Origin of the sequence: Flavobacterium piscis (assembly GCF_001686925.1) — a bacterium.
GTDB lineage: Bacteria > Bacteroidota > Bacteroidia > Flavobacteriales > Flavobacteriaceae > Flavobacterium > Flavobacterium piscis.
In genome coordinates, this window is the sequence record NZ_LVEN01000010.1 from 23710 (window position 1) to 38947 (window position 15238).

The window sequence follows — 15238 nt, forward strand, 5'->3', positions numbered from 1 at the left end:
ATCTAATCGTGTAAAAAACATCACTTACAAAAGTCTAAATTTATGTATTTAAAATCAATACTATAAATGTCAATCTATAAAAAAATAGCGATCGGAGTAATTTCTTTGTTTCTTTTTGTGATTTTAGCCAATATTGGTCTTAATTACTGGATAAAAAAACAATTGCCCATAATTGTAAACGACAAAAACAAAACTGCCTACAATATTCATTACGAAAAAATTGAAGTATCGCTTTTCTCAAGAAATATTAATGCCACGACATTATTAATAAGCCCCAAAAACCAGCCAAAAGACAGTAAAAACGGGCTTTTCTCTAAAATAGAATCCATCACGATTAAGCATTTTAATATTTGGGATCTCGCCTTTAATGATCTTATTCAGGCAGAAAGCATTATTATCAATAAACCTCGTGTTATTTTATACAAAAAAGGCGAAAAACTTCTGAATAATAGTAAGAGCATCAAAAACGAAATTATTGAACCTTTTCGAAAAATTGTTGCCGTATCTAATATTTATCTCAATGACGGAACCGTAGATGTAGTTTCTTTAGACACTGACAGACCCATTCTTAGCATTAAAAAAATCATCTTAAAATTAGAAGGCATTTTACTTACAGACGCCACTCTAAAAGAAAAAATCCCGATGCGTTTTGAAAAATATGTTTTGGTCTGTGATAGTTTATATTACAAACCAAGCGCTTTTTATGCCATGAATATTGGCCAGATAAGTACCGAGAAAAATTTCTTAAAGATCAAGAAATTCTCTTATTTACCAGAATTTAGCCGAAAAGATTTTGTAAAAAGATTAGATAAGGAAAAAGACATTTACACTATAAAATTAGATTCTGCTCACATTGAAAAAATGGATTGGGGATTTAAAAACGAAAAGTTTTTCTTTAAAGCCAGTTCACTTATTGCGAATCATGTTGATGCCAATATTTATCGCAATAAAATCCCGAAGGATGATTTGAGCAAAAAATATTTGTACAATCACTTATTGCGAAAAATCAAGTTTCCGCTTCAAATTGATACCATACAAATTCTAAAATCGAAATTGGTTTATGAGGAAGAAATTGATTTCTCGAAAGGTCCCGGAATTTTGAATTTCGATCGTTTTAACATGCAGGTTACGAATTTAAAAAGCGGATTTGGTTATAAAAAAATGGCCGATGTAAAAATTAAAGTCAATTGTTTGTTTATGAAAAATTCTCCGCTGGATGTCAATTGGAGTTTTAATGTGCTGGATTTAAAAGACAGTTTTCATATTCAGGGAACGATCGCTAATTTTAATGTCGTGGCGATGGAGCGATTTACAAAACCTTATATCAATACTACATTTACAGGAAAGTTTAATAAATACCATTTTAATTTTTATGGAAATGATGCTACTGCCAAAGGAAATGCAACCCTTGATTATGAAGATTTAAAAGTTAAATTATTTAAAAAGAAAGATCGCGAAAAAGAAGCCAAACTTAAAACTGCTGTCGCTAATTTATTGCTAAAAAATGATTCGGACGATAAAACCAAAAAGGCAGATGTTGAACTTGACCGGATTCAGGAAAAGTCATTTTATAATTTTCTCTGGCGAAGTATAGCGGAATCTTTGAAAAAGATTTTGATTTAAAACTTTTAGTACTACTTTTTAGCCACGAATTTCACGAATTAGCACGAATTACTTTTAAATCAGTGCGTTAAAAATTAGTACAAATTCGTGAAATTCTTGGCAACTTTTTTATCTACCGTATAACTTTAACCATTTTAAAACCTGACAATTATCAGTTTTTTTAAGGATAAATTTTCCAACATTTGCTTTTATTTTAATATAAAAACAAATGACAAAAAATCCCCTACACACTTTTCATATTCCGGTAATGGGACTTGCTTATACGATCGACAGTCCGATTCGAGTGGCACAATATGGTATTTCGTCTGTAGTTTCTATAGCCGATGATGAATTAATTGAAAAGATGCGTAATTTTTATAGCACTAAATTCAATTTCCCATACGAAGAAATTAGCCAGAAATTTCACGATTACAGAGCGGAAAGAATTACATCTTATCTTAATTTGGTAGATAAAATCGTAAAAGACAAATTCGAGAATTTTAAAAACGAATTGATAGAAAGTAAAACTGCGGTAGAAAATTACATCGCAATGCTACCCAACACTTCGGATATCAAAAAAGGTTTTCAAAATCTGCTTGATGACGGAATTTCTTTTAAAGAAAATATTCAAAATTATATCGAATCACATCTATCTCCCGGAGAAATTGATGTGAATATCATGACAAAGCTCGATAAAGATAATTTCGAAAAAAACGAACAGCTTCCTATTGAATTTAATGATGCTCACGCTGCTTTGAGAGGTTTTGCAAAAAGCAATTTAGAGTCTTCAGTGGTTCTTTCGGCCGGAATGAATCCAAGATTGTTTAGTTATTTTGAGAATTTTACAGATTTTTTTCCCAATTTAAATAATGAGCTTAAAAAGAAAATTATTCTAAAAGTAAGCGATTTTAGATCTGCCATGATTCAGGGTAATTTTTTAGCTAAAAAAGGACTTTGGGTTTCTGAGTACAGAATCGAATCCGGATTGAATTGCGGCGGACACGCTTTTGCTACAGATGGCCTTTTATTAGGACCAATATTAGAAGAATTCAAACAAAAAAAGGATCAGCTTGTTCAATCTGCACATGAGTTGATGACAAAAGTATTACAGCAAAAACAAATTTACGCGCCGGAACATCCTTTACCACTTAAAATTACGGTTCAGGGCGGCGTAGGAACTGCTGAAGAACATGAATTTTTATTAGAAAACTACAAAGTAGATTCTGTTGGATGGGGTTCTCCGTTTTTATTGGTTCCTGAAGCAACTTCTGTAGATAAAGCAACCCGCGAATTATTAATAAACGCAAAAGAAAACGATTTGTATTTAAGTCATATTTCGCCTTTAGGAGTTCCTTTCAATACTGTAAGAGGAACTACAAATGAAATTTTAAAACAAAAACGAATCGATCAGAATAAAGCCGGAAGTTCCTGCCCAAAGAAATTTCTTGCCTTAAGTAAAGAATACGATCCACACGGAATTTGCACTGCTTCGAAAAAATTTCAGGATCATAAACTGGAAGAATTAGAAAACCTCAAAAATACCATGTCATCTCAGGCTTTTGAAAAAGCAAAATTTGCCATTACTGAGAAATCTTGTTTATGTGTGGGTTTGGCAAATGCATCATATTTAGAGAATGACATTAAAATAAAAGGTCAGGCACAAGGAGTAGTAATCTGCCCAGGGCCCAATATGGCCTATTTTGACAAAGAAGTTTCTTTATCTGATATGGTGGGTCATATTTACGGAAACAAGTCGGTATTAACAACCAATAACCGTCCGAATTTATTTGTGAAAGAATTAAAAATGTATGTCGATTATTTTAGAAATGAAATCGAAAATATTTCGGGAGAAATCACAAATGCTCAATTTAAAAAGTGGAATACTTTTAAAACAAATATTCTGGAAGGGATCGAATATTACAATACGTTACTTTCTCCTGCTTTATACTTTAAACAGGATTTAAATAAAATTAAAAAAGATTTCGATTTTTATAAATCTGAATTATCTAACATCAAAATACCAACTTTAGAATTAGCTTAAAACTCAAAAACCCCGATTTAAATTTAAATCGGGGTTTTTACTTTTATATAGAAATTGTTCTACTCTTTTTTCTTTTTGCTATCAATAACAGCACCAGTTCCGGTTCCTAAAGCAGCTCCGGCTAAACCACCAATGATGGCACCTTCACCTTTTTTCTTACTCACAATAGCTCCTGTTGCAGCACCAACTCCAGCACCAATTACAGCACCTTTAGCAGTAGCACTCCATCCTTTCTTTTTGGTTGTTGTAGTTGTAGTTCCATTTGCTTGTTGATGTACTACTACAACTTTTTGAGATTCTACTTTTTGTTGTTCTACCTTTTGCTGCTCTTTAAGGGTTGCCATTTCTGTTTTCATCGAATCAATAACTCTTTGTTTATTAATTTCAACTTTCATTGAATCAATACTAGCCTGTTTGGCTTTATTGATATCTTCTTTTCCCTGATTCTGACACGAAACGATTGTTAAAGCGGCGAATAAAATATATAAGGCTTTCATAATTGTAGTTTTTTAAATTATTACACTACAAATTAAAGAAAATTTGTTTTACTGAAGTTACATGATTCAGATTAATGATTATATAATTTCAAGATTGCATTTAAAAATAGACACGGATGAAACGGATTGCTAAAACAAAACGCGGATTTAAACGGATTTTTTTTTATCGACTGGATGTTTGTTTCACGCAGATTTAAAAAGATTTAAGCAGATTGTTTTTTAAGTTACTGACTAAAAATAATCACGCAATCCCGATAGTTATCGGGCGCCAAGTCGCACAGTTTTTTTCATTTTATGTCATTTCGACGAAGGAGAAATCTTCGCGAGAAGCTCGACAAAGATTTGATTCTCGTTGCAGAGTTACTTGCGAAGATTTCTCCTTCGTCGAAATGACAAACAGTACGATAAGCACTATTTTTATTAAAAACTTTGCGCCTTTGCTCCCGATAACTATTGGGATTGCGAGATTATAAACTTTTTCCTAAAATTCCTTTTTTCAGGATTTGTCCAAAGTCATACATATCTTCATAAGAGCAATACAAAGGAACTGGCGCCAGACGAATTACATTAGGTTCACGCCAATCTGTAATTACTCCGTTTTTCATTAAATAATCGAATAAACATCTTCCTTCTCCGTGTAAAAAAACAGACAATTGCGATGCTCTTTCTTCAGGGTTCGAAGGCGTGATGATTTCGAAATTTCCTTTTACTTCTTTATCAATTTCATGCAAAATAAATTCTAAGTAAGAAGTGATGTGATCTCTCTTTTTAATCAAAGCATCCATTCCAACCTCAGCAAACATTTCTACAGAGGCTAAATATGGCGCTAAAGAAAGTACCGGTAAATTACTAATTTGCCATCCATCAGCTCCGTGAACAGGATCGAAAGTTGGTTCCATCTTAAAACGGCGTTCTTTATTATGTCCCCACCAACCTGCGAAACGAGGTAAATCCGGGTTATTGTGATGTTTTTCGTGTACGAAACAACCAGATGCATTTCCTGGTCCTGAGTTCATGTATTTATAACTGCACCAGGCAGCAAAATCTACGTTCCAGTCATGAAGGTCTAGTTTGATGTTTCCTGCAGCGTGTGCCAAATCCCAACCTACTTTTGCTCCGGCTTTTTGTCCTGCTTCTGTAATGGTTTTAATATCGAAAACTTGTCCCGTATAATAATTTACTCCGCCAATTAAAACCAAAGCAAGTTCATCACCTACTTCTTCAATTTTAGCCAAAACATCTTCCAGACGAATGTTATGTTCGCCTTCACGACGTTTTATTTCTACAATAGCATCTTCTGTTTTATATCCGTGAAAATGTACCTGACTCTGAAACATATATTGATCTGACGGAAATGCTTTTTCTTCACAGATAATTTTATAGCGTTTGCCTTTTGGCTGATAAAACGAAACCATCAGTAAATGAAGATTCACCGTTAGCGTATTCATTACCGTAACTTCTGAAGGCAGGGCACCAACAATTTTACTCAGTGGTTCAGCAAATCTTTCCTGATAATCCCACCAAGGTTTATCGGCATAAAAATGACCTTCTACGGCAAGATCTGCCCAGTCGTTCATAACTTCATCGATATATGCTTTGGTGCGTTTTGGCTGTAAACCCAGGGAATTTCCGGTAAAATAAATTACTCTTTTGTCATTTACCTTAGGAAAAATAAATTGATCCTGATACTGGTTTAATGTGTCTTGCGAATCAAGCTCTCGTGCGAATTCGCGTGTATTTTGAAAAGTCATTGTGTTTTTGTTTTGTCTGCTAAAATAACAAATTTTGTTTGTTTTGTTTCATGTTTTAAGTTTTGCGTTGATATGCTTTGAAGATTTAACCGAAAAGTTCGCAAGGATTTTTATCTAGGTTAACGTTTATAAACGCTAAGCTCGCAAAGCTTTGCGTGCTTTTGCATTTGGCAAACAGAAACTGCGTAAAAAATATTTGCGAACTTTGCGTTTAAATTTCGCAAATAATGACAAACTTGAAACCTGAAACTTGAAACCATTTTAAATAAAAAAACCCATCATCACTGACAGGTTTTATATTTTATCTGAATATCTAATTAGATAATCAACATCGCATCTCCGTAAGAATAGAATTTGTATTCTTCTTTGATTGCTTCATCGTATGCACGTTTCATTAAATCATGTCCACAGAAAGCAGAAATCATCATTAATAATGTTGATTTTGGTGTGTGAAAGTTTGTAATCATACAGTTTGCAATACTAAAATCGTGAGGAGGAAAAATAAATTTATTTGTCCATCCTTCGTAAGGATTTAAAGTATTTTGTGATGAAACTGAACTTTCGATAGCACGCATTGAAGTTGTTCCTACAGCACAAATACGTTTTTTCTTCGCTTTTGCCTCGTTTACAATATCACAAGCTTCTTGTTTGATAATCAATTCTTCAGAATCCATTTTGTGTTTAGACAAATCTTCTACCTCAACCGGGTTAAAAGTTCCTAAACCAACGTGAAGTGTAACTTCAGCAAAATTGATTCCTTTGATTTCTAATTTTTTCAAAAGATGTTTCGAGAAGTGTAAACCTGCAGTTGGTGCAGCTACAGCTCCTTCTTCTTTTGCATAAATAGTTTGGTATCTTTCAGCATCTTCAGCTGTTACTTCTCTACTAATGTATTTAGGGATTGGAGTTTCTCCAAGTTCTGTCAATTTGTTTCTGAATTCTTCGTAAGAACCGTCATATAAAAAACGTAAAGTTCTACCACGAGAAGTTGTATTGTCGATTACCTCAGCAACTAACGAATCGTCATCACCAAAATAAAGTTTGTTTCCAATACGGATTTTACGAGCCGGATCAACCAAAACGTCCCAAAGACGTTGCTCTGAATTTAATTCTCTTAATAAGAAAACTTCAATTCTTGCTCCTGTTTTTTCTTTGTTTCCGTACAAACGTGCAGGGAAAACTTTTGTATTGTTAAGAATCAAAACGTCTCCATCATCAAAATAATTGATAACATCTTTAAACATTTTGTGCTCTATAGTTTGTTTTTGACGATCGATTACCATTAAACGAGATTCGTCTCTGTTTTCTGCCGGGAATTCTGCTAAAAGTTCTTTCGGTAAATTAAATTGAAAATGTGATAATTTCATTTGAGAAAGTTATGAGTTATAGATTTTCGATCAGGATTATTTGAAGACCTGATTTTTAATCGTGTGCAAATATACGATTGTGAGATAGGCGTTGTCAAGTGTTTTGATGTTTATTTTCAAAAGTCGTTGATTTACTGATGCTTTGACTTGATAAAAAAACGCTTTTTTAACCATATAAGTGATATAAGTTCATTGAATTTAGATACTGAAAAAAAATGTTAGTGTTTTTATTTGGCTAAAGCCAAAAATCTAAACCTAAAAAACCCCTAGTTAAAACTAGGGGCTATGTGTTTTTTGGCCACGAATTCACGAATTATTAAATTGAATTCGTGAATTCGTGGCGAATAATTTTTTTTTACAATTCTGAGATTTGAAAATTTAATGTTTTTAAGTCATTCCAAAAATCAGGATATGATTTAGAAACTACTTCAGCATCTTCTATAATAATAGGCACTTTTAAAGCCAAAGGTGCAAATGCCATTGCCATACGGTGATCGTTATATGTTCCAATTTTCACATTGTGGTTGATATTTTCCGAAGCTGTTAAAGTCAAACTGTCATTGGTAACAGAAATATCAGCTCCTAATTTTGTAAGCTCGATTCTAAGTGCTTCTAGCCTGTCTGTTTCTTTAATTTTTAAAGTATGAAGGCCTGTCAAATGACAACCGATTCCCAAACCTAAACAAGTCACCACAATGGTTTGTGCAATGTCCGGCGTATTGTTTAATTCGAAATTTACAGTTTCATATTTAAAATTCTCTTGTTTTACCAAGGTCATTTTGTTGTTTTGAAACGTAGTTTTCACTCCTAATTTCTCATAAAGTGAAACCAATTCAGAATCTCCTTGTAAACTATTTTCTTTATAACTGCTCAATGTGATTGAAGCATTATCAGCCAAAGCTACTAAACTAAAAAAGTAAGATGCGGAACTCCAATCTGATTCTACAACCATTTCTTTTGAAGCAACACTTTCTTTGGGATAAACTTTAATTACATTTCCTTCAAAACTGGTTTGAATATCTAAATCGTTAAGCAAAGCCAAAGTCATTTTGATATACGGAATTGAGGTAATTTCTCCTTCTAAAGTTAATTCTAAACCATTTTCTAATTTTGAAGCTACAAGTAAAAGTGCCGAAATATACTGGCTGCTAACATTTGCTGCCAAAGTAACTTTTGATGCCGTAACTTTTTTTCCTTTTATTCTAATTGGCGGATAACCTTCTTCTTTTTCATAAGAGATTTCAACTCCCAATTGTCCTAAAGCTTCTACTAAAATTTTAATCGGACGCTCCTGCATTCTGCTCGAACCTGTCATAACCACTTCGCGACCTTCGTTTACAGCAAAATAAGCGGTTAAAAAACGCATTGCAGTTCCTGCATGGTGAATGTCTACAATTTCGTCGTTTCCTATTAATGCCTTTTGCATTACCTCGCTGTCATCAGAGTTTGATGTGTTTGCCAATGTAATATTGGGAAACAATGCTTTTAAAAGCAATAAACGATTCGTCTCGCTTTTTGATCCCGTTACTGCAATTTGTCCTTGTAAATTATGTTGAGTTGTTTGAAGTAGTAAATTCATTTTTTTAATTGTAAGTTGTAAATTATGAATTATGAATGGTTAGAAACATAATTCAGTCCCGCAATTTACCACTCCCCACTCATAATTCAAAATTCAAAACTCATAATTCAAAGCTTATGAGTGATATTTCACAATTATTTTAATTTATCGTTGTTTTTATGACGGTCTTTATCGCGAACTGATTTTAAGTCCATTTTTTTATCAAAAGCGGCTTGTAAATCTATTCCGGTTTGGTTGGCGAGACATAAAACCACAAAAACAACATCGGCCAATTCTTCGCCTAAATCTTTGTTTTTATCACTTTCTTTCTCAGATTGTTCTCCGTATCTGCGCGCAATGATTCGGGCAACTTCCCCAACTTCTTCGGTAAGTTGCGCCATATTTGTAAGCTCATTAAAATAGCGAACACCGTGTTCTTTTATCCACATATCGACATCAAGTTGTGCATTTTTCAAATCCATAGTTATATTTTTTTAAGAACAATTTTTTCATTTTGACTGGCAATCATCTTCTGGAAAAGATCTTTTAATCCATTATACTGATCTGCTGCAAAAATACTATTGTTAATTTCTTTTGAACTAATTATTCGAATTTTGTTTCCTTCGCCTGATGTATTTAACATATAAACAATCTCTTTATTTTCTGACGCAATCTTAATAGGATTTGGCAAGGATTCTATTTCATATCCTTCAGGAATTTCAATATTTAAATTGAATTTTTCCTGAGTTGGGTAACCAAAATAAACTGGCATTTGCCTAATTTCCTGAGTAAACGGATTTTTAGATCTGGTAAAAAACAACAAAGGATTAATAAACATTTTACCTCCAATAATTTCTACCCTATTGTCTGCATTTAAAGAAAATGTTTCAAGAACAGGTTCCTGAATATTTGTTTTTTTATTATCGATGGTGTAATTTGAAATTTTAGAATCTCCTAATTGTTCTTCTAATTTTTCAAGATAATTTTCCTGATTCTTATTGGCATTTTCAACTCTGAAAAGATAAGCATCATAATCTGTTCTTTGAATTCTGATCTTACCTTCTATTTTTCCAAGATTATCTATTTTGACCATCAAACTGGAATATTCTTTTGACATTGTGCTGGGCACTAAATCAATTTCCTGTGAAGTTCCATCATCTTTTATTAATCTTCCTTTCCAATTCAAAACATTTAAAGGCAAAATTCCGGGATACGTAAATTTATGTGTTGCGTCCAGTAAAATTTGTTTGTCTTCAATTTGAGCAGCAGCTATTACATAGTTAAAACCTGTTCTTGTGGGATAAACAGGAATTCCATTTTGTATGGTACTCACCAACACCGGGTTCACTTCTATTCCCGCCAATTTTAGCAGACTAATTAATATAAAATTAATCTCTGCCACGTTGCCGGTTTGATCTGTATAAGCTTTTTTAACCCCTTTCTGAGTATAATAATCATTCTCTTCATTCCAGTTCATTTTGTTCTGAACGAATTTAAAAATGATGTTCAATCTCTCTTTTTGTGATTCAACATTGGTCAATAATTTTTTAACATCTTCTAGTAAAAAATCTCTTTCATTAAGTTCTTTACCAAAGCCTTTATCCTTAAAAATAGTATTCGCTACGCCTTCCCAGGTTATCGTATAGTCTTTTACAGGCTGATCCGGATAACGTACTCTCTCTAATTCGTGCTGAATAGATCCTTTATAATTATCAATATTATCGATATAGGGCTCTTTCGTCAGTGCCGGAATATCATTTCCTTTATAAAAAGCACTTATTTGTTTATAGGATATGCTTTTTGTCTTGTTATAATCATCTTCAAAACTTTGACTGCCGTTGGTCAATTTTGAATCTGTTTCGACTTTATGGCCTCCTACCAAAATTGGTTTATAAATGTAATACTCTGGAATATCTGTTTTATACTCAAAGTAATTTACCGGAATGTCGTATTGAAAATCAAAATCGGGTAGTTTTACAATGTTATCCGATTTTAAAATATACTTGTATTCTATAATCGATCCTACTTTTACATTAGGAAGCGTTATTATTTTTTCGTCCCAAAATTTATTTACTTTTTTCGTAAAAGCGCCCTGATTGCCCAGTTTTGTCTTAACAATTGATTCGTTTTCTAAATTATAAGTTACTGCATTTGAAAACTCTAATCGGTCTTCGCTCAAATTTTCATAACCAATATAAAAACGCACCTTTTGATCCGCCCAATTTAGTCCTTCTTTTTTATAAATTTTAATTTTAAATTCATAAACATGATTGGCAGAAAAACCTTTGTCTTTAGTAAACGTAAAAAATGTTTTTCCTTTTTTAAACAAAATTGCAGCAGGCGCAGTTGTATCTTTCGGGTTTGCTTTCTCTTTTAATTCAGCAACAGTAACTTTTCCCAACTCATAATTTTGAGCACTGCTTTTTGAAATTCCCAGAAGTAAAAAAACAACTATCAGTAAGCTTTGAAACTTCATATTAAATTCTTTTTAAAACAATTTTCTCCGTTTGTTTTGCAATCATGGCTTTGTAATATTCTTTTAGCATTTCATACTTTTCAGTAGATACAATTGCCTCGTTGATTTGATGCTGAATATTTATTTGATATCCGTTTGCTGTCGGAGCAATATTAAACTTGAAACTTCCCAAATTATCTTCCATATTAATAATAGATGGTGCAGGCAATACCTCCGCTGTAAAGCCCTCAGGAATTTGAAGTGTTATATTATATTTATCCATAAAAGGAAATCCAAAATCAACCGGATATTCTCTGAGATCCTGTTTGAAAGGATTTTGTTCATTTGTAAAAAACAACATAGGACTTACATATATTTTCCCGCCTATTACTTCGCACAAATTATTTCCGGTAAATGAATACGTTTCCATAGTAGGCAACAATAATTCTTTTTCGTTTGTTCTTGAATATTCGCTTATTTCAATTTTATTATTTCTATTCTCCAGCTTTTCTAAATATTCTTCTTCTTTAAGCCCGTTAATATTCTCTCTTGTAATCATAGCATTATAATCTGTACATTGTCTTCTGGTTTTTCCTGTCACTTTACCTTCGGCATCAATACTATAACTCATAAAAACAATATCATTTGATGTTTTTTGAGGCATCAAATCTACTTCTTCAGAACTTCCGTCTTTTCTTATCAATCGACCATACCAGTTTAAGGCTCTAAGGGGCAAAATATTAGGAGTTGAAAATCTATCAGAAGCATCTAACAAAATATTTCCATTTGGAGTTTCGACTGCGGCAATGACATAATTAAAAGCAGTTCTGTTAGGGAAAATTGAGATTCCATTAGCGCGTGTACTTACTAAAACCGGATTTGCTGTTAAACCTGCATAACGCAACATAGCGGTTAGCATTAAATTAATATCGGCAATATTTCCAGTCTTTTCTTTATATGCTTTTTTAACTCCACTATCACAGCTATATCCAAAATAATCATTCCACTTTACATTTGCTTTTACATAATCTAAAACAACCAATATTCTTTCATCGGTAGTATTCTTTCCTTCTAATTTCTTTTTCAGATCCTCTTCAAAATAACCAGTCTTATTCAGTTCAGGACCAATATCTTTATAAATTGTATGTACAACTGCATCCCAATCGACAGAATACAACTTTGTCTCTGATTGAGGAAATTTTGTCATCGATAATTCATGTTGAATACTTGATGTATAATTATCAATATTATTTACATAAGCTTCGTCTTTCATCGCTGGAAAATCTATAGCAACATATGTAGTCTGCGTTTCTTTATAATTTGCTGTACTTGTAGAAAATTTTGTTTTGGTATGCAAATACTCGCTGTCTCTGTCTTTATTTGTAAAAATAACAGATCTTTGATTTGTAACTTCATTTTTCTTAGGAAAAGCATATCCTTTTTGTCTTGTATTAAAAACGTAATATTCCGGAATATAAGTTGAAAACTCCGAATAATTTACTGGAATACTGGTCTGAAAATCCCACTCTCTAATTACTCTATCGCTAGGACTTCTTATAATATAACTAAACTCTATAACAGAACCTTCTTTGACATTAGGCATGGTTATTTTTTTCTGTCCTCTGTATTTACTTACTACTTCATCAAAAACCCCGTCACTTTTTAGCTTTGTCTTTTCAATTTTCCCATCAACTAAGTTATAAGTAACCGCATCAGAAAAATTTACTTTCTCTTTAAAATCAGGCTCATTATAATACCAAACATTTTGATTGGCCCAATTATAACCTTCTTTTTTATAGATCTTAATTCTGGTCTCTACTTCGGCAACGGTCACAAAACCATAATTCGTATCATATTCTATTCTCGTTTTTCCTTTTTTGTACAAAATTGCAGCTGCTGCCGATGAATCTTTGGGATGTACCTTTTGTTCTAATTCAGCAATAGATACTTTTCCTAATTTAAATTCCTGCGCTGTTACATTCGTAATAAGCAACAATAGAATTGACAGACTAAAAAGTTTGGTAATTTTCATTTTTGGTTAGTTCTTGGTTAATATAATTTTGGCATTATCGTTTCTTGCAACTTGCTCCATAAAAAGACGGTACTCGTCATATTCTTTACTTGAATATTGCCCTTTATTTATGAATATAGAGCGTTTGTAAGTCAGTTTATTATTTTCTTTTTTAATGATTTCGGTTTTGTATTCTCCAAATTTTCCTTTTAATTCAAAGTTTTGAGGCAAAAATTCTATTGTAAAACCTGTTGGTAAATTAATTTCGATTTCATCTGAATCTAAATAACCACGCTGAATCTGAAGCGGGGTTTTTCTATTACGGATTCTCTTAACATTAGCAGAAGTTTGATTGAATGCATTTACGGTAAAAATCATTTTGTTCGCAGAAATTGCGGCATAGTTTAAAGCACTTGTTTGCACATCCTCAGTAAATTGAACATTTTCTTTATTATTAGTAAAAGAAATTTTACCCAATTTTAAATTATTGATATTATTCCAATAATCTTTATAATGAGCTTCTTTTTCTGTTGGCTGTAAAGTTTCTAATCTAGCCTTTGTGTTGTATTGAGAACCTTCTGAAACAATTGATAATGAACCCGAAAAATTACCATTTTCGTCTATGGTATATAATCCTTTATCTTTTTGAGTATTTCCTAAATCCTCATACACTTTTGTTCTCACAATTTCTCCCCCTTCCGGCTTAATAATCAAGACATCCCGATCATCAGTAAAAGTTCCCTGATATCCAAAAGGAGCGTCCTGGCTTGTACATTCTAACCAAGTGTAATGATTTCCATTTGGAATAGCCAAAATCATGTGATTTCCCTGCATCGAAACAAAATCAGACTGAATATTAGATTTGTAACGATCTCCATATAAAATAGTATTGTAAGAAGGAACATCTACAACCTGTAAAAGTGCTTTTGTATAATTCGATAATGCCTTACAGTCTCCATAACCTAAACGATCTACATCGCTGGCAAGCATAGGTTTCCAACCTCCAATACCGACAGCAATATTTACATATCTGGATTTTTTTTGTACATAATCGTAAATGATCTTTGCTTTTTTTATAGGATCTTTTTCATCCCCCACTAATGCTTTTATTTTCGTTTTCGTTTCTTCCGGCAAAGTAGTAGTTCCTGTTAAGATTTTTTCACCATACCATTTACCAAATGCTTCCCATGTTGTGGCAGTACCATCAACTCCTTCTAAATGAAATTTTTCTAATCCCATCATTACTTTCGGAAAAAGATCATCAGTAGACGGACTGTAATCTTCTACTTTTCTCGCTAAAATATTAAGAGCAACATAACTTAGTTTTGTATCGGTATCAATAGTTTTCTTTATATCAAAACCTGAAAAATAGAACTCCTTCTTTTTAAATCCCAGATCATTTGGAAAAGAAACATTTAAAATACATTTCTCCACGCTTACATTGTAATCTCCTAAAAAATACCATCTTGGTATAAAAGCAGTACTTGATGTTTCAATTTCACTGGTATAAACGATTGTAAAAGGATATGAAATTGGTGTATAATCTAAGTACAGTACACGGCTATCAGAAAAAAGAGTGCTTCCGCTTACCGCACTATTATCCTTAAAATCTTTTCGTTTAATTTTTTTGATTTCTTTACCGGATATATCATAAACAACTGCTTCGATATTTTTTACACTCAGTGATTTATCATAGTGTTGATAAGCATCAATGTTTCTTAATCCTTTTTCATTTAAAACTGTTACAACGCGCTGTGTTTTGATATTCATGCTTCTCTGCGAAGCAATATTAATATCCATTTGATCTAATCGAACAACAGCGTTGGCATTTTCTTTAAGACTATCAGAAATCGCTGTTACAGCATATTCGGTTTTTTGAGCCGAAAGAATAAGGGTAAATAAGAAAAAAAATAATCCCGAAAAAGTAAATTTCATTAGTAAGTAATTTCGCCAAAT

Annotated in this window: 10 protein-coding genes; 2 read left to right on the plus strand and 8 right to left on the minus strand. The window is 32.5% G+C overall.

The window, feature by feature from the left end; all coding sequences use genetic code 11:
- The first annotated feature begins 66 nt into the window (after window positions 1-66).
- Window positions 67-1623 (plus strand): hypothetical protein, encoded by a 1557-nt coding sequence (locus tag FLP_RS05665; protein WP_065448556.1) that lies wholly within the window; start codon window positions 67-69, stop codon window positions 1621-1623.
- Window positions 1624-1831: 208 nt separating this feature from the next.
- Window positions 1832-3643, plus strand: a complete 1812-nt coding sequence (locus tag FLP_RS05670; protein ID WP_065448557.1) for a hypothetical protein — start codon at window positions 1832-1834, stop codon at window positions 3641-3643.
- 59 nt (window positions 3644-3702) lie between these two features.
- Here the strand turns inward: FLP_RS05670 and FLP_RS05675 are convergent, their stop codons facing one another.
- The 8 genes from FLP_RS05675 to FLP_RS05710 all read right to left on the minus strand — a co-directional run bounded on the left by FLP_RS05675 (window position 3703) and on the right by FLP_RS05710 (window position 15217).
- The gene (locus tag FLP_RS05675; protein WP_065448558.1) at window positions 3703-4140 is read right to left on the minus strand and encodes a YMGG-like glycine zipper-containing protein; all 438 of its coding nucleotides are present in this window, start codon (window positions 4138-4140) and stop codon (window positions 3703-3705) included.
- A 467-nt stretch (window positions 4141-4607) separates the two neighbouring features.
- Entirely contained in the window at window positions 4608-5891 is a 1284-nt protein-coding gene (gene kynU / locus FLP_RS05680; protein ID WP_065448559.1) for a kynureninase, read from the minus strand.
- Window positions 5892-6208: 317 nt separating this feature from the next.
- Window positions 6209-7258 (minus strand): tRNA preQ1(34) S-adenosylmethionine ribosyltransferase-isomerase QueA, encoded by a 1050-nt coding sequence (gene queA / locus FLP_RS05685; protein ID WP_065448560.1) that lies wholly within the window; start codon window positions 7256-7258, stop codon window positions 6209-6211.
- Between the two features lie 355 nt (window positions 7259-7613).
- Complete coding sequence (gene aroA / locus FLP_RS05690) at window positions 7614-8837, minus strand: 3-phosphoshikimate 1-carboxyvinyltransferase (protein ID WP_065448561.1); 1224 nt, start codon at window positions 8835-8837, stop codon at window positions 7614-7616.
- Between the two features lie 134 nt (window positions 8838-8971).
- Window positions 8972-9298 (minus strand): nucleotide pyrophosphohydrolase, encoded by a 327-nt coding sequence (locus FLP_RS05695; RefSeq protein WP_065448562.1) that lies wholly within the window; start codon window positions 9296-9298, stop codon window positions 8972-8974.
- Between the two features lie 2 nt (window positions 9299-9300).
- Window positions 9301-11292: a DUF3857 domain-containing protein gene (locus tag FLP_RS05700; protein WP_065448563.1), complete on the minus strand. Its 1992-nt coding sequence runs from the start codon at window positions 11290-11292 to the stop codon at window positions 9301-9303.
- Between the two features lies 1 nt (window position 11293).
- Window positions 11294-13303 carry a DUF3857 domain-containing protein gene (locus FLP_RS05705; RefSeq protein WP_065448564.1) on the minus strand — a complete coding sequence of 670 codons (2010 nt, stop codon included), beginning with the start codon at window positions 13301-13303 and terminating at the stop codon, window positions 11294-11296.
- 6 nt (window positions 13304-13309) lie between these two features.
- Complete coding sequence (locus FLP_RS05710) at window positions 13310-15217, minus strand: DUF3857 domain-containing protein (RefSeq protein ID WP_065448565.1); 1908 nt, start codon at window positions 15215-15217, stop codon at window positions 13310-13312.
- Window positions 15218-15238 lie beyond the last annotated feature (21 nt).

Coding starts and splice junctions, on each gene's coding strand:
- FLP_RS05665 (WP_065448556.1), top strand. CDS start 67: ATGTCAATCTATAAAAAAATAGCGATCGGAGTAATTTCTTTGTTTCTT.
- FLP_RS05670 (WP_065448557.1), top strand. CDS start 1,832: ATGACAAAAAATCCCCTACACACTTTTCATATTCCGGTAATGGGACTT.
- FLP_RS05675 (WP_065448558.1), bottom strand. CDS start 4,140: ATGAAAGCCTTATATATTTTATTCGCCGCTTTAACAATCGTTTCGTGT.
- kynU (WP_065448559.1), bottom strand. CDS start 5,891: ATGACTTTTCAAAATACACGCGAATTCGCACGAGAGCTTGATTCGCAA.
- queA (WP_065448560.1), bottom strand. CDS start 7,258: ATGAAATTATCACATTTTCAATTTAATTTACCGAAAGAACTTTTAGCA.
- aroA (WP_065448561.1), bottom strand. CDS start 8,837: ATGAATTTACTACTTCAAACAACTCAACATAATTTACAAGGACAAATT.
- FLP_RS05695 (WP_065448562.1), bottom strand. CDS start 9,298: ATGGATTTGAAAAATGCACAACTTGATGTCGATATGTGGATAAAAGAA.
- FLP_RS05700 (WP_065448563.1), bottom strand. CDS start 11,292: ATGAAGTTTCAAAGCTTACTGATAGTTGTTTTTTTACTTCTGGGAATT.
- FLP_RS05705 (WP_065448564.1), bottom strand. CDS start 13,303: ATGAAAATTACCAAACTTTTTAGTCTGTCAATTCTATTGTTGCTTATT.
- FLP_RS05710 (WP_065448565.1), bottom strand. CDS start 15,217: ATGAAATTTACTTTTTCGGGATTATTTTTTTTCTTATTTACCCTTATT.